The 24,035-nt window shown below is 46.3% G+C and carries 13 protein-coding genes, 9 tRNA genes and 6 rRNA genes; all 28 read right to left on the bottom strand.

The window, feature by feature from the left end:
- Positions 1–49 precede the first annotated feature (49 nt).
- Entirely contained in the window at positions 50–2,485 is a 2,436-nt protein-coding gene (gene clpC / locus NST39_RS00585; RefSeq protein ID WP_034665649.1) for an ATP-dependent protease ATP-binding subunit ClpC, read from the bottom strand.
- On the bottom strand, positions 2,482–3,573 hold the full coding sequence (locus tag NST39_RS00580; protein WP_065097645.1) for a protein arginine kinase: 1,092 nt from the start codon (positions 3,571–3,573) through the stop codon (positions 2,482–2,484). The genes clpC and NST39_RS00580 overlap by 4 nt, the downstream gene beginning before the upstream one ends.
- 4 nt (positions 3,574–3,577) lie before the next feature.
- Entirely contained in the window at positions 3,578–4,135 is a 558-nt protein-coding gene (locus tag NST39_RS00575; RefSeq protein ID WP_034620770.1) for a UvrB/UvrC motif-containing protein, read from the bottom strand.
- 14 nt (positions 4,136–4,149) lie between these two features.
- Positions 4,150–4,614, bottom strand: coding sequence for a CtsR family transcriptional regulator (locus NST39_RS00570; protein WP_319610845.1), 465 nt, complete (start codon positions 4,612–4,614; stop codon positions 4,150–4,152).
- 177 nt (positions 4,615–4,791) lie between these two features.
- Positions 4,792–4,907: ribosomal RNA gene (rrf, locus tag NST39_RS00565) — 5S ribosomal RNA — on the bottom strand.
- A 61-nt stretch (positions 4,908–4,968) separates the two neighbouring features.
- Positions 4,969–7,899 (bottom strand): 23S ribosomal RNA (locus NST39_RS00560).
- A 182-nt stretch (positions 7,900–8,081) separates the two neighbouring features.
- Positions 8,082–9,630: ribosomal RNA gene (locus NST39_RS00555) — 16S ribosomal RNA — on the bottom strand.
- 171 nt (positions 9,631–9,801) lie between these two features.
- A tRNA-Ala gene (locus NST39_RS00550) sits at positions 9,802–9,877 on the bottom strand.
- Positions 9,878–9,885: 8 nt separating this feature from the next.
- Positions 9,886–9,962: transfer RNA gene (locus NST39_RS00545), tRNA-Pro, on the bottom strand.
- Between the two features lie 7 nt (positions 9,963–9,969).
- A tRNA-Arg gene (locus NST39_RS00540) sits at positions 9,970–10,046 on the bottom strand.
- Positions 10,047–10,057: 11 nt separating this feature from the next.
- Positions 10,058–10,143: transfer RNA gene (locus NST39_RS00535), tRNA-Leu, on the bottom strand.
- 12 nt (positions 10,144–10,155) lie between these two features.
- Positions 10,156–10,227: transfer RNA gene (locus NST39_RS00530), tRNA-Gly, on the bottom strand.
- 30 nt (positions 10,228–10,257) lie between these two features.
- Positions 10,258–10,340: transfer RNA gene (locus tag NST39_RS00525), tRNA-Leu, on the bottom strand.
- 7 nt (positions 10,341–10,347) lie between these two features.
- A tRNA-Lys gene (locus tag NST39_RS00520) sits at positions 10,348–10,423 on the bottom strand.
- A 37-nt stretch (positions 10,424–10,460) separates the two neighbouring features.
- Positions 10,461–10,536 (bottom strand) — tRNA-Thr (locus tag NST39_RS00515).
- A gap of 33 nt (positions 10,537–10,569) precedes the next feature.
- Positions 10,570–10,645 (bottom strand) — tRNA-Val (locus tag NST39_RS00510).
- Between the two features lie 769 nt (positions 10,646–11,414).
- A 5S ribosomal RNA gene (gene rrf / locus NST39_RS00505) occupies positions 11,415–11,530 on the bottom strand.
- A 61-nt stretch (positions 11,531–11,591) separates the two neighbouring features.
- Positions 11,592–14,522, bottom strand: a 23S ribosomal RNA gene (locus NST39_RS00500).
- A gap of 182 nt (positions 14,523–14,704) precedes the next feature.
- Positions 14,705–16,253, bottom strand: a 16S ribosomal RNA gene (locus tag NST39_RS00495).
- Together the 16S, 23S and 5S rRNA genes with 9 tRNA genes alongside form the textbook arrangement of a ribosomal RNA operon.
- A gap of 388 nt (positions 16,254–16,641) precedes the next feature.
- Entirely contained in the window at positions 16,642–18,141 is a 1,500-nt protein-coding gene (gene lysS / locus NST39_RS00490) for a lysine--tRNA ligase (RefSeq protein ID WP_044140420.1), read from the bottom strand.
- Between the two features lie 90 nt (positions 18,142–18,231).
- On the bottom strand, positions 18,232–19,233 hold the full coding sequence (gene dusB, locus NST39_RS00485) for a tRNA dihydrouridine synthase DusB (protein ID WP_341026480.1): 1,002 nt from the start codon (positions 19,231–19,233) through the stop codon (positions 18,232–18,234).
- Positions 19,226–19,459: a helix-turn-helix domain-containing protein gene (locus NST39_RS00480; RefSeq protein WP_044140418.1), complete on the bottom strand. Its 234-nt coding sequence runs from the start codon at positions 19,457–19,459 to the stop codon at positions 19,226–19,228. The genes dusB and NST39_RS00480 overlap by 8 nt, the downstream gene beginning before the upstream one ends.
- Positions 19,411–19,914: a 2-amino-4-hydroxy-6-hydroxymethyldihydropteridine diphosphokinase gene (folK, locus tag NST39_RS00475; RefSeq protein WP_065097647.1), complete on the bottom strand. Its 504-nt coding sequence runs from the start codon at positions 19,912–19,914 to the stop codon at positions 19,411–19,413. Before folK ends, NST39_RS00480 begins: the two co-directional genes overlap by 49 nt.
- Positions 19,911–20,273 (bottom strand): dihydroneopterin aldolase, encoded by a 363-nt coding sequence (gene folB, locus NST39_RS00470; RefSeq protein ID WP_080772974.1) that lies wholly within the window; start codon positions 20,271–20,273, stop codon positions 19,911–19,913. Before folB ends, folK begins: the two co-directional genes overlap by 4 nt.
- Positions 20,266–21,123 carry a dihydropteroate synthase gene (gene folP, locus NST39_RS00465; protein ID WP_044140415.1) on the bottom strand — a complete coding sequence of 286 codons (858 nt, stop codon included), beginning with the start codon at positions 21,121–21,123 and terminating at the stop codon, positions 20,266–20,268. Before folP ends, folB begins: the two co-directional genes overlap by 8 nt.
- A gap of 9 nt (positions 21,124–21,132) precedes the next feature.
- On the bottom strand, positions 21,133–21,981 hold the full coding sequence (pabC, locus tag NST39_RS00460) for an aminodeoxychorismate lyase (RefSeq protein ID WP_065097648.1): 849 nt from the start codon (positions 21,979–21,981) through the stop codon (positions 21,133–21,135).
- Entirely contained in the window at positions 21,978–22,571 is a 594-nt protein-coding gene (gene pabA, locus NST39_RS00455; protein ID WP_341026479.1) for an aminodeoxychorismate/anthranilate synthase component II, read from the bottom strand. The genes pabC and pabA overlap by 4 nt, the downstream gene beginning before the upstream one ends.
- A 13-nt stretch (positions 22,572–22,584) precedes the next feature.
- A complete protein-coding gene (locus tag NST39_RS00450) occupies positions 22,585–24,003 on the bottom strand; it encodes an anthranilate synthase component I family protein (protein ID WP_341026478.1) in 1,419 nt (472 codons plus the stop codon).
- Between the last annotated feature and the right edge of the window lie 32 nt (positions 24,004–24,035).

The following is a 24,035-nucleotide window of genomic DNA, read 5'->3' as shown; positions in this document are numbered from 1 at the left end:
AGGGAGGCATACACCTGACTGGTATGCCTCACACTTTTTTCTTACTATATTAGTTCGTAGCAGCCGTCGTTTTTACGACAATTTCTCCATCTTCCACATCTAATACGATATGTTGACCTTTTTCAATATTACCCTTAAGAAGCTCCTCAGAAAGTCGATCCTCCACATGCTTTTGAATCGCTCTTCTTAACGGACGCGCACCGTACTCAAGGTCTACACCTTCGTCGGCAATCTTCGCTTTTGCTGCTTCTGTCAATTCAATTGAAAGGTCTTGTTCTTTTAATCGTTTCGTCAATTGATCAGACATGAGAGAAACGATCTCTTTTAAATGTTTCTTTTCAAGTGAATGGAAGACAATGATTTCATCAATACGGTTGATGAATTCTGGTCTAAACGCACGTTTCAACTCGCCCATCACTTTGCCTTTCATATCTTTGTAATTTTGACCTTCATCCTGCACGTTAAAGCCAACATATTTATTTCGCTTCAGTTCACTAGCTCCAACGTTGGATGTCATGATCAAAATCGTATTTCTAAAGTCAACGGTACGCCCTTTAGAATCAGTCAGACGACCATCCTCTAACACTTGCAGTAAGATGTTGAATACATCTGGATGCGCCTTTTCAATCTCGTCTAAAAGCACAACAGAATAAGGTTTTCTTCTCACTTTTTCAGTCAGTTGTCCGCCTTCTTCATAGCCAACATACCCTGGAGGTGACCCAACAAGTCTAGATGTAGAGTGTTTCTCCATGTATTCAGACATATCGATACGGATCATCGCTTCTTCATCACCGAAAATAGACTCTGCGAGTGCTCTTGCAAGCTCCGTTTTACCAACCCCTGTTGGGCCTAAGAAGATAAATGAGCCGATTGGACGTTTTGGATCTTTTAGACCAGCACGCGCACGTCTCACAGCTTTTGCTACAGCGACAACCGCTTCATCCTGCCCGATTACACGAGAATGGAGTAATTGTTCCATATTCAGAAGCTTATCTGTTTCTGTTTGGGCAATTTTTGAAACAGGCACTCCCGTCCAGCTAGAGACAACCATTGCGATATCATCAACTGATACCTCTGAATTCTCCTGTCCTTGCTTTTCTTTCCAAGATTTCTTGGTGACTTCTACTTTTTCACGTAAACGCTGCTCTGTATCGCGAAGAGAAGCTGCTTTTTCAAATTCTTGACTTTGAACAGCCGCATCCTTTTCTTTGCGTACTTCATCTAGCTTTTGCTCTAGTTCTTTTAGGTTAGGCGGTGTTGTGAAAGAACGTAAGCGGACTTTCGAACCTGCTTCATCAATTAAATCAATCGCCTTATCTGGAAGGAAACGATCAGAAATATAACGGTCAGACAGCTTCACCGCCGCCTCAATCGCTTCATCTGTGATGGACACACGGTGATGTGCCTCATAACGATCTCTAAGACCTCTTAAGATTTGAATACTTTCATCAACAGATGGCTGATCTACTTGAATTGGCTGGAAACGTCGTTCAAGCGCAGCATCCTTTTCAATATATTTACGGTACTCATCTAACGTTGTCGCCCCGATACATTGAAGTTCTCCACGTGCTAAGGATGGTTTGAGAATGTTAGATGCGTCAATCGCACCCTCTGCTCCACCAGCACCAATCAGTGTATGAAGCTCATCAATGAAGAGAATGATATTTCCTGCCTGACGAATTTCGTCCATGACTTTTTTCAAACGATCCTCAAATTCACCACGATATTTCGTACCCGCTACAACGGTTCCCATATCAAGTGTCATCACTCGTTTATCGCGCAGGATTTCAGGCACTTCATTATGAATAATTTGCTGTGCAAGACCTTCAGCGATGGCTGTTTTACCAACACCAGGCTCACCAATTAGCACAGGGTTATTTTTTGTTCTTCTGCTTAGTACCTCAATGACACGCTGAATTTCTTTGCTTCGTCCAATGACTGGGTCCAAGCTGTCTTCTTTCGCAATAGCTGTTAAATCTCTTGCCAAGCTATCTAATGTTGGTGTATTTGCATTGCTATTAGAACCAGCGGCAGATGCACCTGTTTCATTGCTGCCAAGCAGCTGCAGGACTTGCTGACGTGCTTTATTTAAGCTCACTCCGAGGTTATTTAAAACGCGGGCAGCTACACCCTCTCCCTCGCGAATAAGACCTAATAGAATATGTTCTGTCCCTACATAGGAATGACCTAGCTTTCTTGCTTCATCCATTGAAAGCTCCGTGACCTTCTTCGCTCTAGGCGTATAATGAGGAATAGCTTGAGACACCTCTTGCCCTCTTCCAATCAAGCTTTCGACTTCTTTTTGGATTTTATCTGAAACAAGGCCCAGTGCTTCTAACGCTTTTGCGGCGATGCCCTCACCCTCACGTACTAGACCAAGTAAAATGTGTTCAGTACCAATGTTCTTATGGCCTAGGCGAATGGCTTCTTCTTGTGCAAGTGCTAATACCTTTTGAGCTCTTTCAGTGAATCTTCCAAACATCATATCGTTTCATCCTCCTGTCCATTCCTATGCATTTCTAAACGCAGCCTTTCTCTAATAATCGCTGCTCGTTTTATATCTCGTTCATTTGGCTCCAAAGCTCCTCCAGAATATTGTTGAAGAAAGCCAGGCTGTGTCAAAATCATGAGTTCATTCAGTATATTACTTGAAAGCCCCTTAATGATACCTAAATCAATTCCAAGGCGCACATCTGACAAACACTTAGCTGTTTCCTTTGATTCAATCATGCGACAATTGGACAAAATCCCTAACGAACGGTACACTCTGTCCTCAAGTTCAATTTTAGATGTTTGATATAACGCTTTTCTTGCAGATCGCTCTTGTTCAATGAGCTGAGCGGTCACACTATTTAAATCATCTACAATATCCTCTTCTGATTGACCAAGTGTCATTTGATTTGAAATTTGAAAGATGTTCCCTATTGCTTCGCTGCCTTCACCATAAATTCCTCTGACGACAAGACCTAATTGATTAATCGCCGGAATTATTCGGTTCATTTGTCTTGTGAGGGCTAAAGCTGGTAAATGCATCATGACCGAAGCCCTAATACCTGTACCTACATTGGTTGGACAGCTTGTTAAGTATCCTCTTTTTTCAGAAAACGCATAATCCACTTGCTCTTCAATCCAGTCATCTACCTGGTTAGCCGCTTTCAGTGCATTGGCTAGTTGGAATCCTGGGAATAAGCATTGGATCCGAATATGGTCTTCTTCATTCAGCATCACACTGATTTCTTCATTTTCAGAAAGCAAACAACCACCAAATCTTGATTCTGCTAAGTTTGGGCTGATTAAATGCTTTTCAACAAGTACTCTCTTTGCTAAAGGCTGCGTTTCATTCATTCGAATCAGAACAAAGTTTCCGATGTCCTTCACTTCCTGGCTAGCAAACTTTTGCTCGAATTGCTTGAGAACAGCTTCAGCCTCTTCCTGAGAAAACTGAGTTGGGAAACGAACATGCTCTAGGTTTCGTGCTAGCCTGATTCGACTGCTTAGAACAATGTCACTTTCTGGTCCTTTTTGTTTCATCCATTGACTTAAAGCGTCTTGAATAAAATGCTGGAGCGACATGTTGTTAATCTCCCTCCCTCTGCTGAGATTGTTCATGCTCTAATGCACGAATTTGATCTCGAACTTCCGCTGCTTTTTCAAACTCTTCTTGTTCAATTAACTGCTTCAGTTCTTGCTGCATCAACTCAAGTTTCCGGCGCACATGAAGACTGCCGGCAATCCGTTTAGGCACTTTTCCATGATGGACTGTATTTCCACTATGGACTTTCCTTAAAACAGGGTTCAGATACTGATCAAATGAACGGTAGCATTCTGCACAGCCAAAACGGCCTGTTTTTCTGAATTGTTGAAAGGTTAAGCCACACTTAGGACATTGATCCACTTCTCTTGCTTCTTGAAAAATAGATGATCCCTTATTCGCACTTGTGGTAAAGCTAGGATCAATATTCAATAAACCCGATAATAAGTTGTGAATCGAGAAACCTTGGTTTCCACTCATAGCATATGAATCACTGTTTTCTTTTGCACATTGTTCACATATGTGCATTTCCTGTTTTTCTCCATTTATAACTTTCGTAAAGTGAAAAGTGGCTGGTCTCTCATTGCATTCTTGACAAATCAATCTTTTCACCCGCTTTACTTTAATTTCAAAGCATTTAACATCGCTTTCATCATCCGAGCCCGCAATTCATCCCGTTCAGGTAAATCAATGTGCAAAACAGAACGGTCCATGACACTGATCATCATCTTTGCTTCTCTTTCAGATAAAATGTTATTTTCGACAAGACGCATGATGATATGATCAGAGGCAGACTGTGATAAACGATGATATATTTGGGAAATAATGTTGTTCAATAAGTCGACTTCATCATTCATTTTGACTTTAATGATGCGGATATAGCCACCGCCGCCACGCTTACTTTCAACGATATAGCCTCTCTCGCTCGTAAAGCGTGTATTGATAACATAGTTAATTTGTGAAGGTACGCATTGAAACTTATCTGCAATTTCATTGCGCTTAATTTCTAATATTTCTCGACCATTCTGATCCAAGACTTCTTTCAAATACTGCTCGATGATATCAGAAATATTTTGTGCCACTCCGCCTCCTCCTCCATTGACTTTGACTATATTTGACTTTAATCTTACTATAAATTTTTTCGGTCGATTTTTCAAGATAATCGCTCAACTAAGAATATTATTTCCACATTTATATGGTGTCAAACCTCTCAAAAACACAAAAAAGACCAGTTCCTTATGGAACTGATCCTTAGAAAAGCTTGGCGGCGTCCTACTCTCACAGGGGGAGACCCCCAACTACCATCGGCGCTGAAGAGCTTAACTTCCGTGTTCGGTATGGGAACGGGTGTGACCTCTTCGCTATCGCCACCAAACCTGATGGAGAGAATGTTCTCTCAAAACTAGATAACAATGTTCAAGCTTCACATTAGAATATAGGTTAAGTCCTCGATCTATTAGTATCTGTCAGCTCCACGTGTCACCACGCTTCCACCTCAGACCTATCAACCTGATCATCTTTCAGGGATCTTACTTCCTTGCGGAATGGGAAATCTCATCTTGAGGGGGGCTTCATGCTTAGATGCTTTCAGCACTTATCCCGTCCGCACATAGCTACCCAGCGATGCCCTTGGCAGAACAACTGGTACACCAGCGGTGCGTCCATCCCGGTCCTCTCGTACTAAGGACAGCTCCTCTCAAATTTCCTGCGCCCGCGACGGATAGGGACCGAACTGTCTCACGACGTTCTGAACCCAGCTCGCGTACCGCTTTAATGGGCGAACAGCCCAACCCTTGGGACCGACTACAGCCCCAGGATGCGATGAGCCGACATCGAGGTGCCAAACCTCCCCGTCGATGTGGACTCTTGGGGGAGATAAGCCTGTTATCCCCGGGGTAGCTTTTATCCGTTGAGCGATGGCCCTTCCATGCGGAACCACCGGATCACTAAGCCCGACTTTCGTCCCTGCTCGACTTGTAGGTCTCGCAGTCAAGCTCCCTTGTGCCTTTACACTCTGCGAATGATTTCCAACCATTCTGAGGGAACCTTTGGGCGCCTCCGTTACATTTTAGGAGGCGACCGCCCCAGTCAAACTGCCCACCTGACACTGTCTCCCTGCCCGATAAGGGCAGCGGGTTAGAAGGTCAATACAGCCAGGGTAGTATCCCACCGATGCCTCCACCGAAGCTAGCGCTCCGGTTTCCAAGGCTCCTACCTATCCTGTACAAGCTGTACCAACATTCAATATCAGGCTGCAGTAAAGCTCCACGGGGTCTTTCCGTCCTGTCGCGGGTAACCTGCATCTTCACAGGTACTATAATTTCACCGAGTCTCTCGTTGAGACAGTGCCCAGATCGTTGCGCCTTTCGTGCGGGTCGGAACTTACCCGACAAGGAATTTCGCTACCTTAGGACCGTTATAGTTACGGCCGCCGTTTACTGGGGCTTCAATTCGCACCTTCGCTTACGCTAAGCGCTCCTCTTAACCTTCCAGCACCGGGCAGGCGTCAGCCCCTATACTTCGCCTTACGGCTTCGCAGAGACCTGTGTTTTTGCTAAACAGTCGCCTGGGCCTATTCACTGCGGCTTCTCGGGGCTTTAACACCCTAAGAAGCACCCCTTCTCCCGAAGTTACGGGGTCATTTTGCCGAGTTCCTTAACGAGAGTTCTCTCGATCACCTTAGGATTCTCTCCTCGCCTACCTGTGTCGGTTTGCGGTACGGGCACCTCTCACCTCGCTAGAGGCTTTTCTTGGCAGTGTGGAATCAGGAACTTCGCTACTAAATTTCGCTCGCCATCACAGCTCAGCCTTTACGGGAAACGGATTTGCCTATTTCCCAGCCTAACTGCTTGGACGCGGATATCCAATACCGCGCTTACCCTATCCTCCTGCGTCCCCCCATTGCTCAAATGGTGAGGAGGTGGTACAGGAATATCAACCTGTTGTCCATCGCCTACGCCTTTCGGCCTCGGCTTAGGTCCCGACTAACCCTGAGCGGACGAGCCTTCCTCAGGAAACCTTAGGCATTCGGTGGACGGGATTCTCACCCGTCTTTCGCTACTCATACCGGCATTCTCACTTCTAAGCGCTCCACCAGTCCTTCCGGTCTGACTTCACAGCACTTAGAACGCTCTCCTACCACTGTTCGTAAGAACAGTCCGCAGCTTCGGTGATACGTTTAGCCCCGGTACATTTTCGGCGCAGAGTCACTCGACCAGTGAGCTATTACGCACTCTTTAAATGGTGGCTGCTTCTAAGCCAACATCCTGGTTGTCTAAGCAACTCCACATCCTTTTCCACTTAACGTATACTTTGGGACCTTAGCTGGCGGTCTGGGCTGTTTCCCTTTCGACTACGGATCTTATCACTCGCAGTCTGACTCCCAAGGATAAGTCATCGGCATTCGGAGTTTGACTGAATTCGGTAACCCGGTAGGGGCCCCTAGTCCAATCAGTGCTCTACCTCCGAGACTCTTACCTTGAGGCTAGCCCTAAAGCTATTTCGGAGAGAACCAGCTATCTCCAGGTTCGATTGGCATTTCACCCCTACCCACACCTCATCCCCGCACTTTTCAACGTGCGTGGGTTCGGGCCTCCATTCAGTGTTACCTGAACTTCACCCTGGACATGGGTAGATCACCTGGTTTCGGGTCTACGACCACGTACTCATGCGCCCTATTCAGACTCGCTTTCGCTGCGGCTCCGCATCTTCTGCTTAACCTTGCACGGGATCGTAACTCGCCGGTTCATTCTACAAAAGGCACGCCATCACCCTTTAACGGGCTCTGACTACTTGTAGGCACACGGTTTCAGGATCTATTTCACTCCCCTTCCGGGGTGCTTTTCACCTTTCCCTCACGGTACTGGTTCACTATCGGTCACTAGGGAGTATTTAGCCTTGGGAGATGGTCCTCCCGGATTCCGACGGAATTTCACGTGTTCCGCCGTACTCAGGATCCACTCTGGAGAGAACAACATTTCAGTTACAGGGCTGTTACCTTCTTTGGCGGGCCTTTCCAGACCTCTTCGCTTATATCGTTCCTTTGTAACTCCGTATAGAGTGTCCTACAACCCCAAGAGGCAAGCCTCTTGGTTTGGGCTGTTCCCGTTTCGCTCGCCGCTACTCAGGGAATCGCATTTGCTTTCTCTTCCTCCGGGTACTTAGATGTTTCAGTTCCCCGGGTATGCCTTCTCATACTCTATGTATTCAAGTATGGATACTACTCCATTACGAGCAGTGGGTTTCCCCATTCGGAAATCTCCGGATCAAAGCTTGCTTACAGCTCCCCGAAGCATATCGGTGTTCGTCCCGTCCTTCATCGGCTCCTAGTGCCAAGGCATCCACCGTGCGCCCTTTCTAACTTAACCATTTCTTACTTTAGAAAGAATCACTATGTGTGATGAACTTTGCATTGCATTCAATGTGAATGTATTACTTATTGTTATCTAGTTTTCAAAGAACAATCCTGTCTCGCTAGAGACATGTCTTGAAGGAATGATCCTTCAAAACTAAACAAGACGAAAACGCACGCTGCTCCATATATCCTTAGAAAGGAGGTGATCCAGCCGCACCTTCCGATACGGCTACCTTGTTACGACTTCACCCCAATCATCTGCCCCACCTTCGGCGGCTGGCTCCATAAAGGTTACCTCACCGACTTCGGGTGTTGCAAACTCTCGTGGTGTGACGGGCGGTGTGTACAAGGCCCGGGAACGTATTCACCGCGGCATGCTGATCCGCGATTACTAGCGATTCCAGCTTCACGCAGTCGAGTTGCAGACTGCGATCCGAACTGAGAACAGATTTATGGGATTGGCTAAACCTTGCGGTCTCGCAGCCCTTTGTTCTGTCCATTGTAGCACGTGTGTAGCCCAGGTCATAAGGGGCATGATGATTTGACGTCATCCCCACCTTCCTCCGGTTTGTCACCGGCAGTCACCTTAGAGTGCCCAACTAAATGCTGGCAACTAAGATCAAGGGTTGCGCTCGTTGCGGGACTTAACCCAACATCTCACGACACGAGCTGACGACAACCATGCACCACCTGTCACTCTGTCCCCGAAGGGAAAGCCCTATCTCTAGGGTTGTCAGAGGATGTCAAGACCTGGTAAGGTTCTTCGCGTTGCTTCGAATTAAACCACATGCTCCACCGCTTGTGCGGGCCCCCGTCAATTCCTTTGAGTTTCAGTCTTGCGACCGTACTCCCCAGGCGGAGTGCTTAATGCGTTAGCTGCAGCACTAAGGGGCGGAAACCCCCTAACACTTAGCACTCATCGTTTACGGCGTGGACTACCAGGGTATCTAATCCTGTTCGCTCCCCACGCTTTCGCTCCTCAGCGTCAGTTACAGACCAGAGAGTCGCCTTCGCCACTGGTGTTCCTCCACATCTCTACGCATTTCACCGCTACACGTGGAATTCCACTCTCCTCTTCTGCACTCAAGTTTCCCAGTTTCCAATGACCCTCCCCGGTTGAGCCGGGGGCTTTCACATCAGACTTAAGAAACCGCCTGCGAGCCCTTTACGCCCAATAATTCCGGACAACGCTTGCCACCTACGTATTACCGCGGCTGCTGGCACGTAGTTAGCCGTGGCTTTCTGGTTAGGTACCGTCAAGGTGCGAGCAGTTACTCTCGCACTTGTTCTTCCCTAACAACAGAGCTTTACGATCCGAAAACCTTCATCACTCACGCGGCGTTGCTCCGTCAGACTTTCGTCCATTGCGGAAGATTCCCTACTGCTGCCTCCCGTAGGAGTCTGGGCCGTGTCTCAGTCCCAGTGTGGCCGATCACCCTCTCAGGTCGGCTACGCATCGTCGCCTTGGTGAGCCATTACCCCACCAACTAGCTAATGCGCCGCGGGTCCATCTGTAAGTGACAGCCGAAACCGTCTTTCATCCTTGAACCATGCGGTTCAAGGAACTATCCGGTATTAGCTCCGGTTTCCCGGAGTTATCCCAGTCTTACAGGCAGGTTACCCACGTGTTACTCACCCGTCCGCCGCTAACATCCGGGAGCAAGCTCCCTTCTGTTCGCTCGACTTGCATGTATTAGGCACGCCGCCAGCGTTCGTCCTGAGCCAGGATCAAACTCTCCGAGGTATGCAGGATGCATATCACACATGCGTTGCTACACGATGTAGCGAACTTAGCATGTGATCATTTCCTGCCTCGTCAGCGTTTGACTGACTACCTATGATGTTTCATAGGATTTTTTTATAAATCTCGAATTAACAGGTACGTTTTGTCTTGTTTAGTTTTCAAAGATCATATTGGTGGAGCCTAGCGGGATCGAACCGCTGACCTCCTGCGTGCAAGGCAGGCGCTCTCCCAGCTGAGCTAAGGCCCCATAAAAGATGGTCGGGAAGACAGGATTCGAACCTGCGACCCCTTGGTCCCAAACCAAGTGCTCTACCAAGCTGAGCTACTTCCCGATCTTAATGGCGCGCCCGAGAGGAGTCGAACCCCTAACCTTTTGATCCGTAGTCAAACGCTCTATCCAATTGAGCTACGGGCGCTTATTGTATAATGCCGAGGGCCGGACTTGAACCGGCACGGTAGTCACCTACCGCAGGATTTTAAGTCCTGTGTGTCTGCCAATTCCACCACCCCGGCGTGGATGGTATAAGCGGAAGACGGGATTCGAACCCGCGACCCCCACCTTGGCAAGGTGGTGTTCTACCACTGAACTACTTCCGCATTACAGGATTTCTTTATTTTGTTTGGCTATGCGGGTGAAGGGACTTGAACCCCCACGTCATAAAGACACTAGATCCTAAGTCTAGCGCGTCTGCCAATTCCGCCACACCCGCATGAAAATGGTGAGCCATGAAGGACTCGAACCTTCGACCCTCTGATTAAAAGTCAGATGCTCTACCAACTGAGCTAATGGCTCGCTTTAAAAGCGACTTGTCTATCTTACCATATGAAAGTGGTGCCGGCAAGAGGACTTGAACCCCCAACCTACTGATTACAAGTCAGTTGCTCTACCAGTTGAGCTACACCGGCTTTATCTATCCTAACATTATGTAAGAATAAATATGGTGGAGGATGACGGGCTCGAACCGCCGACCCTCTGCTTGTAAGGCAGATGCTCTCCCAGCTGAGCTAATCCTCCATATTGTGTTGTCATTTCGAATGTCTCTCGATCCGACAAGTAGTATTATATAATGATAAGATATTGTTTGTAAAGACTTTTTTAAAATAATTTTCGAATTTATTTTAACGTTGTTTTTTTCATCTTTTCATTAAGGCACCTAAAGAAGTTTACCACTTGTCTCATCATTTTAAAAGTCTTTTTTTCATTTTTTTATGTTTTTTTGTTAAAAACCGCTCTAATAAAGCTTTATTGGTGTGAAATGACCCTTTTCATGCTTTTTATATGCTTGTTTTATTCAATATATCTTCTCATACAAATCATCTAGAGAAGGGGAATCTTTTATTATTTTATTTTTCTGAGAAATCATTTTCGTGTAAAAATATCCGTAAATGATGCTGTTCTTTACTATCTTCAATATTAAAGTGTTACTGGGGCAACAAGTTGTTTGTTGATTCTTTCTTGTTCTTACTTAGAGCGGGTGAAAAAATTAACTGAAGGTGCTCTATGTTCTTTGGCAATACTCAGTTATCTAGTGTGTCTCTAAACAGCCCTCTGTATCTGGCTGCTTTCTATGTTTTGATCTTCATCCTAAACGAATTGAACGACCGATCCACACAACAGCTGCGTTGTTCAATGAGAATACATGAAAGTGAGACGAACGGAAGGATTAATTGATCGATAAGGCTTACTACATCATCACTTCTCACTTTACAAAGTGATTTAATAGAAGTAATTTTTTCAAAAACACAAAAAAGACCAGTTCCAAATGGAACTGATCCTTAGAAAAGCTTGGCGGCGTCCTACTCTCACAGGGGGAGACCCCCAACTACCATCGGCGCTGAAGAGCTTAACTTCCGTGTTCGGTATGGGAACGGGTGTGACCTCTTCGCTATCGCCACCAAACCTGATGGAGAGAATGTTCTCTCAAAACTAGATAACAATGTTCAAGCTTCACATTAGAATATAGGTTAAGTCCTCGATCTATTAGTATCTGTCAGCTCCACGTGTCACCACGCTTCCACCTCAGACCTATCAACCTGATCATCTTTCAGGGATCTTACTTCCTTGCGGAATGGGAAATCTCATCTTGAGGGGGGCTTCATGCTTAGATGCTTTCAGCACTTATCCCGTCCGCACATAGCTACCCAGCGATGCCCTTGGCAGAACAACTGGTACACCAGCGGTGCGTCCATCCCGGTCCTCTCGTACTAAGGACAGCTCCTCTCAAATTTCCTGCGCCCGCGACGGATAGGGACCGAACTGTCTCACGACGTTCTGAACCCAGCTCGCGTACCGCTTTAATGGGCGAACAGCCCAACCCTTGGGACCGACTACAGCCCCAGGATGCGATGAGCCGACATCGAGGTGCCAAACCTCCCCGTCGATGTGGACTCTTGGGGGAGATAAGCCTGTTATCCCCGGGGTAGCTTTTATCCGTTGAGCGATGGCCCTTCCATGCGGAACCACCGGATCACTAAGCCCGACTTTCGTCCCTGCTCGACTTGTAGGTCTCGCAGTCAAGCTCCCTTGTGCCTTTACACTCTGCGAATGATTTCCAACCATTCTGAGGGAACCTTTGGGCGCCTCCGTTACATTTTAGGAGGCGACCGCCCCAGTCAAACTGCCCACCTGACACTGTCTCCCTGCCCGATAAGGGCAGCGGGTTAGAAGGTCAATACAGCCAGGGTAGTATCCCACCGATGCCTCCACCGAAGCTAGCGCTCCGGTTTCCAAGGCTCCTACCTATCCTGTACAAGCTGTACCAACATTCAATATCAGGCTGCAGTAAAGCTCCACGGGGTCTTTCCGTCCTGTCGCGGGTAACCTGCATCTTCACAGGTACTATAATTTCACCGAGTCTCTCGTTGAGACAGTGCCCAGATCGTTGCGCCTTTCGTGCGGGTCGGAACTTACCCGACAAGGAATTTCGCTACCTTAGGACCGTTATAGTTACGGCCGCCGTTTACTGGGGCTTCAATTCGCACCTTCGCTTACGCTAAGCGCTCCTCTTAACCTTCCAGCACCGGGCAGGCGTCAGCCCCTATACTTCGCCTTACGGCTTCGCAGAGACCTGTGTTTTTGCTAAACAGTCGCCTGGGCCTATTCACTGCGGCTTCTCGGGGCTTTAACACCCTAAGAAGCACCCCTTCTCCCGAAGTTACGGGGTCATTTTGCCGAGTTCCTTAACGAGAGTTCTCTCGATCACCTTAGGATTCTCTCCTCGCCTACCTGTGTCGGTTTGCGGTACGGGCACCTCTCACCTCGCTAGAGGCTTTTCTTGGCAGTGTGGAATCAGGAACTTCGCTACTAAATTTCGCTCGCCATCACAGCTCAGCCTTTACGGGAAACGGATTTGCCTATTTCCCAGCCTAACTGCTTGGACGCGGATATCCAATACCGCGCTTACCCTATCCTCCTGCGTCCCCCCATTGCTCAAATGGTGAGGAGGTGGTACAGGAATATCAACCTGTTGTCCATCGCCTACGCCTTTCGGCCTCGGCTTAGGTCCCGACTAACCCTGAGCGGACGAGCCTTCCTCAGGAAACCTTAGGCATTCGGTGGACGGGATTCTCACCCGTCTTTCGCTACTCATACCGGCATTCTCACTTCTAAGCGCTCCACCAGTCCTTCCGGTCTGACTTCACAGCACTTAGAACGCTCTCCTACCACTGTTCGTAAGAACAGTCCGCAGCTTCGGTGATACGTTTAGCCCCGGTACATTTTCGGCGCAGAGTCACTCGACCAGTGAGCTATTACGCACTCTTTAAATGGTGGCTGCTTCTAAGCCAACATCCTGGTTGTCTAAGCAACTCCACATCCTTTTCCACTTAACGTATACTTTGGGACCTTAGCTGGCGGTCTGGGCTGTTTCCCTTTCGACTACGGATCTTATCACTCGCAGTCTGACTCCCAAGGATAAGTCATCGGCATTCGGAGTTTGACTGAATTCGGTAACCCGGTAGGGGCCCCTAGTCCAATCAGTGCTCTACCTCCGAGACTCTTACCTTGAGGCTAGCCCTAAAGCTATTTCGGAGAGAACCAGCTATCTCCAGGTTCGATTGGCATTTCACCCCTACCCACACCTCATCCCCGCACTTTTCAACGTGCGTGGGTTCGGGCCTCCATTCAGTGTTACCTGAACTTCACCCTGGACATGGGTAGATCACCTGGTTTCGGGTCTACGACCACGTACTCATGCGCCCTATTCAGACTCGCTTTCGCTGCGGCTCCGCATCTTCTGCTTAACCTTGCACGGGATCGTAACTCGCCGGTTCATTCTACAAAAGGCACGCCATCACCCTTTAACGGGCTCTGACTACTTGTAGGCACACGGTTTCAGGATCTATTTCACTCCCCTTCCGGGGTGCTTTTCACCTTTCCCTCACGGTACTGGTTCACTATCGGTCACTAGGGAGTATTTAGCCTTGGGAGATGGTCCTCCCGGATTCCGACGGAATTTCACGTGTTCCGCCGTACTCAGGATCCACTCTGGAGAGAACAACATTTCAGTTACAGGGCTGTTACCTTCTTTGGCGGGCCTTTCCAGACCTCTTCGCTTATATCGTTCCTTTGTAACTCCGTATAGAGTGTCCTACAACCCCAAGAGGCAAGCCTCTTGGTTTGGGCTGTTCCCGTTTCGCTCGCCGCTACTCAGGGAATCGCATTTGCTTTCTCTTCCTCCGGGTACTTAGATGTTTCAGTTCCCCGGGTATGCCTTCTCATACTCTATGTATTCAAGTATGGATACTACTCCATTACGAGCAGTGGGTTTCCCCATTCGGAAATCTCCGGATCAAAGCTTGCTTACAGCTCCCCGAAGCATATCGGTGTTCGTCCCGTCCTTCATCGGCTCCTAGTGCCAAGGCATCCACCGTGCGCCCTTTCTAACTTAACCATTTCTTACTTTAGAAAGAATCACTATGTGTGATGAACTTTGCATTGCATTCAATGTGAATGTATTACTTATTGTTATCTAGTTTTCAAAGAACAATCCTGTCTCGCTAGAGACATGTCTTGAAGGAATGATCCTTCAAAACTAAACAAGACGAAAACGCACACTGCTCCATATATCCTTAGAAAGGAGGTGATCCAGCCGCACCTTCCGATACGGCTACCTTGTTACGACTTCACCCCAATCATCTGCCCCACCTTCGGCGGCTGGCTCCATAAAGGTTACCTCACCGACTTCGGGTGTTGCAAACTCTCGTGGTGTGACGGGCGGTGTGTACAAGGCCCGGGAACGTATTCACCGCGGCATGCTGATCCGCGATTACTAGCGATTCCAGCTTCACGCAGTCGAGTTGCAGACTGCGATCCGAACTGAGAACAGATTTATGGGATTGGCTAAACCTTGCGGTCTCGCAGCCCTTTGTTCTGTCCATTGTAGCACGTGTGTAGCCCAGGTCATAAGGGGCATGATGATTTGACGTCATCCCCACCTTCCTCCGGTTTGTCACCGGCAGTCACCTTAGAGTGCCCAACTAAATGCTGGCAACTAAGATCAAGGGTTGCGCTCGTTGCGGGACTTAACCCAACATCTCACGACACGAGCTGACGACAACCATGCACCACCTGTCACTCTGTCCCCGAAGGGAAAGCCCTATCTCTAGGGTTGTCAGAGGATGTCAAGACCTGGTAAGGTTCTTCGCGTTGCTTCGAATTAAACCACATGCTCCACCGCTTGTGCGGGCCCCCGTCAATTCCTTTGAGTTTCAGTCTTGCGACCGTACTCCCCAGGCGGAGTGCTTAATGCGTTAGCTGCAGCACTAAGGGGCGGAAACCCCCTAACACTTAGCACTCATCGTTTACGGCGTGGACTACCAGGGTATCTAATCCTGTTCGCTCCCCACGCTTTCGCTCCTCAGCGTCAGTTACAGACCAGAGAGTCGCCTTCGCCACTGGTGTTCCTCCACATCTCTACGCATTTCACCGCTACACGTGGAATTCCACTCTCCTCTTCTGCACTCAAGTTTCCCAGTTTCCAATGACCCTCCCCGGTTGAGCCGGGGGCTTTCACATCAGACTTAAGAAACCGCCTGCGAGCCCTTTACGCCCAATAATTCCGGACAACGCTTGCCACCTACGTATTACCGCGGCTGCTGGCACGTAGTTAGCCGTGGCTTTCTGGTTAGGTACCGTCAAGGTGCGAGCAGTTACTCTCGCACTTGTTCTTCCCTAACAACAGAGCTTTACGATCCGAAAACCTTCATCACTCACGCGGCGTTGCTCCGTCAGACTTTCGTCCATTGCGGAAGATTCCCTACTGCTGCCTCCCGTAGGAGTCTGGGCCGTGTCTCAGTCCCAGTGTGGCCGATCACCCTCTCAGGTCGGCTACGCATCGTCGCCTTGGTGAGCCATTACCCCACCAACTAGCTAATGCGCCGCGGGTCCATCTGTAAGTGACAGCCGAAACCGTCTTTCATCCTTGAACCATGCGGTTCAAGGAACTATCCGGTATTAGCTCCGGTTTCCCGGAGTTATCCCAGTCTTACAGGCAGGTTACCCACGTGTTACTCACCCGTCCGCCGCTAACATCCGGGAGCAAGCTCCCTTCTGTTCGCTCGACTTGCATGTATTAGGCACGCCGCCAGCGTTCGTCCTGAGCCAGGATCAAACTCTCCGAGGTATGCAGGATGCATATCACACATGCGTTGCTACACGATGTAGCGAACTTAGCATGTGATCATTTCCTGCCTCGTCAGCGTTTGACTGACTACCTATGATGTTTCATAGGATTTTTTTATAAATCTCGAATTAACAGGTACGTTTTGTCTTGTTTAGTTTTCAAAGATCATTTTCGTTATCGCTCGTAAGCGACTTTAATATCTTAACATTTCGTATTGGTTAAAGTCAAGAAGTTTTTTTAATTTCTTTTTTTAACCTCGTTGCTGTTTTGCGGCAACGAATAATAATATACCATCTTGATTCTTTCCTTGCAATAGTTTTTTTAAAAAAAGTTTCATTTTATGAAAAATAAAAAGCGCCATAGTTAAAATGGCGCTTTAATTGATGTATTAGCGGTTTCTCATTTGTGGGAAAAGCAGTACATCTCTGATTGATGGAGAATTTGTTAATAGCATGATTAACCGGTCGATACCGATTCCTAGTCCGCCTGTTGGAGGCATACCATATTCTAATGCTTCAACAAAATCGTCATCCATTAGATGCGCTTCGTCATTTCCTTCTTCACGTTCTTTTAATTGAGCTTCAAATCGTTCTCTTTGATCGATTGGATCGTTTAGCTCTGTGAATGCATTAGCATGTTCACGACGTACGATAAATAGCTCAAAGCGATCAGTGAAGCGAGGGTCTTCAGGATTTTTCTTAGCTAATGGAGAAATCTCCACTGGGTGTCCGTAAATAAATGTAGGCTGTACCAATGTTTCCTCAACTTTTTGCTCGAAGAACTCATTGATGATATGACCTACTGTCATGTTTTTCGTAATTTCAATTCCGTGATCAGCTGCATGCTGTTTCGCTTCTTCTACAGACATCTCCTGCCAGAAGTCTACACCAGTTGCTTCTTTGACCGCTTCAACCATATGGAGTCTCTTCCATTCAGGCTTGAGATCAATTTCATCTTCTCCATATTGAATCGTGGTTGTTCCTAGTACCTCTTCGGCAATATGAGCAATCAGGTTTTCAGTTAGGTTCATGATGTCTTTGTAATCTGCGTAAGCTTCGTACAGCTCGATCATAGTAAATTCCGGGTTATGACGAGTTGATACACCTTCGTTACGGAATACACGTCCAATCTCGTATACTTTCTCTAGGCCACCGACAATGAGGCGTTTTAAGTGCAGTTCAATCGCAATACGCATATAGAGCGGCATATCCAGTGCATTATGATGAGTAATGAAAGGACGTGCTGATGCACCACCAGGGATGCTGTGCATTGTTGGTGTTTCAACTTCTAGGTATCCTTTAGAATCTAAGTATCTTCTCATAGATTGAATGATCTTGCTTCGCATGATGAACGTCTGCTTACTTTCTGGATTTACAATCAGGTCAAGGTAACGCTGACGATAACGTTGTTCAACATCTTTAAGTCCATGATATTTATCAGGAAGCGGGCGAAGTGCTTTTGTGAGAACCTCAAAGCTAGTCGCTTTAATAGAAAGTTCTCCTACATTCGTTTTAAATACCGTTCCTGTTACACCGATAATATCGCCTAGGTCTGAGCTTTTGAATAATTCGTAAGCTTCTTCTCCTACACTATCTTTACGAACGTAGATTTGAATTTGTCCTTCTAAGTCTTGTATATGCGCAAAGCCAGCTTTCCCTTTTCCACGCTTTGTCATCATACGTCCAGCGATTGTCACTTGGGCAGACTTCTCTTCTAAGTCTTCTTTAGAAAACTCATCGTATTCAGCAATAATTTGTGCAGATTGATGAGAACGGTCATATCGTTCACCGAATGGATCGATACCCTCTTCTCTCATTTTATTCATTTTGTCACGTCTGACCTGGAATTGGTCATTTAATTCTTCGTTATTAAGCCCTTCATTACTCATTTATATCACTCCAATAATGTATTTTGCAGAGAAAAGCAGAAAAACTGCCAGTACATGCACTAGCAGTGAGCTACAAAAAGAAAGATAGTCTTATCCTACTTTTATACTTTGAAGCTCTTTTGCCTCGGCTTCGACCGTAAAGTCATCAAGAACTTGTACAAGCTCCGCTCTCGTTTCGCTTTGATTGATTTGATTTCTCACGTCCGCATTGCCTCGGACACCTTTTAAGTACCATGCTGCGTGCTTTCTCATTTCTCTGACAGCCACATGCTCGCCTTTTAGATCAATGAGTCTGTCTAAGTGAAGCTTGCACACTGACATCTTCTCACGTACATTTGGCTCTTCTTTCAGTTCACCCGTTTCTAAATAATGAACCGTTCGATAGATCATCCACGGGTTTCCTAGTGCGGCTCTTCCAATCATGACAGCATCTACACCCGTTTCATCAAGCATACGTTTTGCATCTTGAGGGGTTTTGACATCTCCATTGCCGATGACAGGAATGGAAACAGATTGTTTGACCTCTTTTATAATATCCCAATTAGCTGTTCCTTCGTACATCTGCACACGTGTCCGTCCGTGAAGCCCAACCGCTCGGCCACCTGCTCGTTCAACAGCACGGGCATTGTCGATAGCGAAGATATGATCTTCGTCCCAGCCCATTCTCATTTTCACCGTAACAGGCTTATCTACAGCATCTACAACAGCAGAGACCATTTCATAAATCTTGTTTGGATCAAGCAACCATTTCGCTCCTGCATCACATTTCGTAATCTTCGGTACAGGACAGCCCATGTTGATATCAATAATGTCCGCTGTGGTATTCTGGTCTACAAACTTTGCCGCTTCAACGAGAGTGTCTTTTTCTCCTCCAAATATTTGAAGGCTCAAAGGCTTTTCCCGTTCATCAATGTATAGCATACCCATTGTTCTTGCATTGTTGATCAGGATTGCCTTGTCACTGACCATTTCAGCGCAGACTAAACCTGCTCCAAACTCTTTCACTGTCAGTCTGAAGGCAGAGTTGCAAACACCAGCCATAGGCGCGAGCACCACTTTGTTTTTAATGTCGATATCTCCGATTTTAAACATCATTTCCCCTCCTTCCTTCTTCAAGAATTGGCGATAGTTCTTCCACCGTTATATTTAAAGCATTTGCTATTTGACCAACCAATTGGTTTGTTGGTAATCGATTGCCTCGCTCAATTTCTCCTAAGACAGAGACAGAGATGCCCAGTCTTTTCGCGAACCCTTCCTGAGTATACCCTTTTAGCTTTCGGTATGCACGAATTCTTCTACCCCACATGTCTTTTTCCATATGCTTACACCTTCTTGGTCTGTTACGGCATTTATTTGCACTTCGCCGATTTCTGGGCAAATCTCACTCATCGGAACGAGAACGAATAAACGTTCGTACATTCTAGGATGTGGCACTACAAGCTGTTCTGTTTCAATATTTTCACGATTATAAAGTAAAATGTCAAGGTCAGCCGTTCGCGGTCCCCATCTCACTTCTCTTGTTCTGCCTAACTCTTGCTCGATTTTCTGAGTAAGTGTCAGTAGTTCATTTGGACGAAGCGAGGTGGAAATTTTCACAGCCATATTTAAAAAGTCATCTTGGTTTTCGTAACCTACAGGTGTTGTTTCATATATAGATGAGATTGATTCTACTTGAACCTCTGGATGTTCGTGCAGTTTTTTGACGGCTTCTTTTAAATAGGTTTCCTTTTTCCCTATGTTCGAACCTAAAGCGATGTATGCGGTATTGTTCATGCGCGCGATCTCGTCATTTCAATGGCAACGGACTGATAGTGTCCTGGAATTGGCGGATCTGGTTTGATCACCTTCACTGTACATTCCTGAACTGTCGGGAAGTCCTTTAACACTTGGATTGCAATTCTTTCTGTCAGTGTTTCAACAAGGTTGACGGATTCACCCTCTACAATGCTTTTGCAGATTTGGTAGAGCTCCGCATAATTGATGGTCTCATTGAGGTCATCCGTTTGTCCGGCTTTACTTAAATCAAGTGAAGCTGTTAAATCCACACGGAACCGCTGTCCTAATTTATTTTCTTCTGCAAATACGCCATGGTAGCCGTAAAATTCCATTCCATTTACATATACTTTATCGATGATAAGCGCCTCCCTTATTCAACATGGCATCCATCATTTTTGCCATTCTTGCGATTTCTTTTACATCATGTACGCGAACCATCGCACTGCCTTTTTGAATCCCAAGGCAGACCGTAGCCCCCGTTCCTTCAGTACGTTCTTCCGGTGGCAGGTCTAAGACAGCTCCGATGAATCGTTTTCGAGATGTAGCTAAGAGCAGTGGATACCCAAGGTGACAAAAATGTTCGAGCTCATTCATGACCATCAGGTTGTCCTCTTTATTTTTCGCAAACCCTACACCTGGGTCCAATATGATCATGTCATCACGGACACCGGCTTGTTTCGCAATTTGAACACTCTCTTTCAAATCTGCGATCATATCTGAAATTAGATGTGTGTAGTTTCGCTCTGGCCGATTGTGCATTAAAATAATCGGCACATTGTGCTTCGCTGCCACATGCGCCATTTGAGGATCTGCCTTCGCTCCCCATACATCATTAATGATGGAAGCTCCGGCTTTCACTGCTTCATCTGCCACATGGGCTTTATACGTATCAATGGAAATCGGTACATCCAATTCTTTTGTGATCTTTTCAATGACGGGAATGACTCTTGAAAGCTCCTCTTGTTCTGAGACAAATGCCGCTCCTGGGCGAGTCGATTCTCCGCCAATATCAATGATATGCGCCCCGTCTTCTATCAGCTGTGCTGCATGAGCCAGCGCTTTATCCACTTGATTAAACTTTCCTCCATCTGAAAAAGAGTCAGGTGTGACATTTAAAATGCCCATAACCAATGTCTTTTCTTCATAACTAAGGGTGTGGTGCTTGGCTTGTATGATTTTAGGCTGTTTTATCACTTGTTGTGTCATTGTGTCCACCTACTCTTTATGATCTAGACGTTCTTTTGTATATTGTGTTCGCAATTTTGTTGAGAATATCCGGCTGTTTTGGGAAAAGGAGATTTCCCCTATACTTCTGAAAGGCACAATCCCTTGAACAGAATTGGTCATCCATGCCTCATCAGCTGATAGCAAATGGGAGAACGGGTATCGCCCTACTTTTAGTGAAGCCTCCATCGCTTGGAGTGTTTCGATACAATATCGACGAGTGACCCCATTTAAAATGCCTGTATCAAGTGACGGTGTATAAATCACATCGCCTTTTCGCCAAAATACATTGGAGGTAATTCCTTCTGCCACATCATTTTCTTTTGTTAAAAAGATGCCTTCTAACGACGGATCATTTCCCACTTCTCTTTTTGCGAGCATGTTGTTCATATAATGATGAGACTTGAGGCGCCTTGGACCTTCTGGCGTATTTCTCCTTGTTTGAAGAATGACTCCCTGTTTCTCATCTAAAACAGATTCGGGCCGGAATGGAGAGATCATGACAAACACGACAGGCTCTTCATAAGGATCTGCAGAAAATCCATTGCCTCTGCCTGCAGAAACATTGAAACGAATTCTCGCATGACCACCGGCTATTTCGTTTTTATTCAGTAAGGTATGAATGATGTCGAGTACAAATGGTTTCTCTATTGTGGATTCGATGCAAAGGTCACGCAATGATTGATTGAGCCTTTCAAGGTGCCAATCTAACAGAAAGACTTGTCCTGCTAGGCTGGTAAATGTTTCGAATACACCGATGCCATATAGAAAACCATGATCAAAAGGAGAAAGAGTCGCGTCTTTCTCCTCTATATACTGACCGTTCAGATAAATGATCATGCGTTTACTTCATGCCCCTTTTTACGATAGGTTTCAATGAAATTTTTAAGCATTTCTTTTCCGAAGGACGTCATAATCGATTCAGGATGAAACTGTACACTTTCAATCGGCAGCTCTTTATGGCGAATGGCCATGAGCTCGCCTTCCTTTGTGCTGGCTGTTGCGTCAAAGCACCCCGGCAGCGTCTCGTTTTTGACAATTAATGAATGATATCTCGTTGCGACAAGCGGATTTTGGAGTCCAGTGAAGACACCTTTTCCGTCATGAGCAATCTCTGACGTTTTACCATGCATTAAGCGTTCTGCACGAATGACATCCCCGCCAAAAACTTGTGCGATGGATTGATGACCTAGGCACACACCGAAGATCGGAATACTTCCCGCAAAGTGCTTGATCGCCTCCATACTAATTCCCGCTTCATCAGGACTGCATGGCCCCGGGGAAATCATGAGAAAATCTGGCTTGAGTTCTTCGATTTCTTGAATGGTTACTTGATCATTCCGTTTCACAATCAATTCTTCTCCAAGCTCACCTAAATACTGGACCAAGTTGTACGTAAATGAATCATAATTATCAATCATTAATATCATGCTCTGCTCACCTCTAACTCAAAATAGTCTCTTCTTTGCTCAACTGTAATGCTTTTTTCACTGCATAGGCTTTTTTAATCGATTCTTTGTATTCGTGCTTTGGTACAGAATCGATGACGATCCCAGCACCCGACTGCATAAAGGCTTTGCCTTCAGTGCAGTACGCCGTACGAATGACGATGTTAAAGTGCATATCTTGATTGAATCCAAACCAGCCTATAGATCCAGTATAAAGCCCACGCCTTGTTGGCTCAAGCTCTTCTATGATTTCCATTGTTCTCACCTTTGGAGCACCTGTAATTGTTCCGCCTGGGAATACAGCTCTCATGACATCTACTGCATCACAATCATTACGCAGTTCCCCTTGTACGTTGGATACAATGTGCATCACGTGTGAATATTTCTCAATCGCCATAAATTCGTTCACTTTTACTGAGCCATAAGTGGACACGCGTCCAAGGTCATTCCGCTCTAGATCCACGAGCATCACATGCTCCGCGCGTTCTTTTTCATTTTCAATGAGCTCTTTTGCCAGCGCTTGATCCTCAGCATCGTCTTTGCCTCTTGATCTTGTACCCGCAATTGGTCTTGTTTCTAATTGAGTCCCCTTTTTCTTAATAAGCAGCTCTGGAGATCCACAAACGATTTGGAAATCAGGCGTGTGCAGATAAGACATATAAGGAGATGGATTGACTTGACGTAACGTTTTATATAAATCATACGGATGTGTGTGGAGCTGATCCTCTTGTCTGATGGACAAATTCACTTGGAACACATCACCGCTTGCGATATATTGCTTAATCTTCTCTACTGCTTCTCCAAAGGTTTCTTCGGTAAAAGGCGCTGCTGGTACACATTCTGCAGAAGATTCATGAACAGGTGATTGCGCTGATTCTTTTGCAGAGCTTGTCCACTTTTGCTTCAAATCTTCGAGTCTTTGATGAGTGTCACTCACGGGTTCCGCTCCCTCTGTGTGAGTAATCAGCCACAGCACGTTTTCTTCATGATCAAAGACCGCAACATCATTAAACACGAGAAAATAAAGATCTGGTGTTTTCAGGTCATCAATGGACAACATCTTAAAATGTTCAATATATCTAGCATAATCATAGCTTAAAAATCCAATCGCTCCGCCTTGAAAATCAGGGTAGTCCTCATTCGTTTCGGTTTGAAGGGTTTGGAACCAATCCGTAAACGCTCTGAATGGATCACCTTCTTTGAACAGCACCTCGTCTTGATAATGGATGGTTGTCATCCCGTCTTTACCCTTCGCTTTAGCGATTGGGTGAATGCCAGCAATGCTGTAGGAACCACCGCGAGCACTTTCAAGTAGAACATGGTGTGTTTCGCCAGCAGTTAATTGTTCGTATCTTTTCAAGAATGCATCTTTCGTAAAAGGAATTTTGATGCTCATCGGCCTGCGTTGTGTCATGTTATCATCCTTTTTCATTTTCATTAATCTTA

It is taken from the genome of Bacillus sp. FSL W8-0645 (assembly GCF_038007905.1).
Lineage (GTDB): Bacteria > Bacillota > Bacilli > Bacillales > Bacillaceae > Bacillus > Bacillus pumilus.
This window is presented reverse-complemented; position numbering and strand designations above follow the sequence as displayed.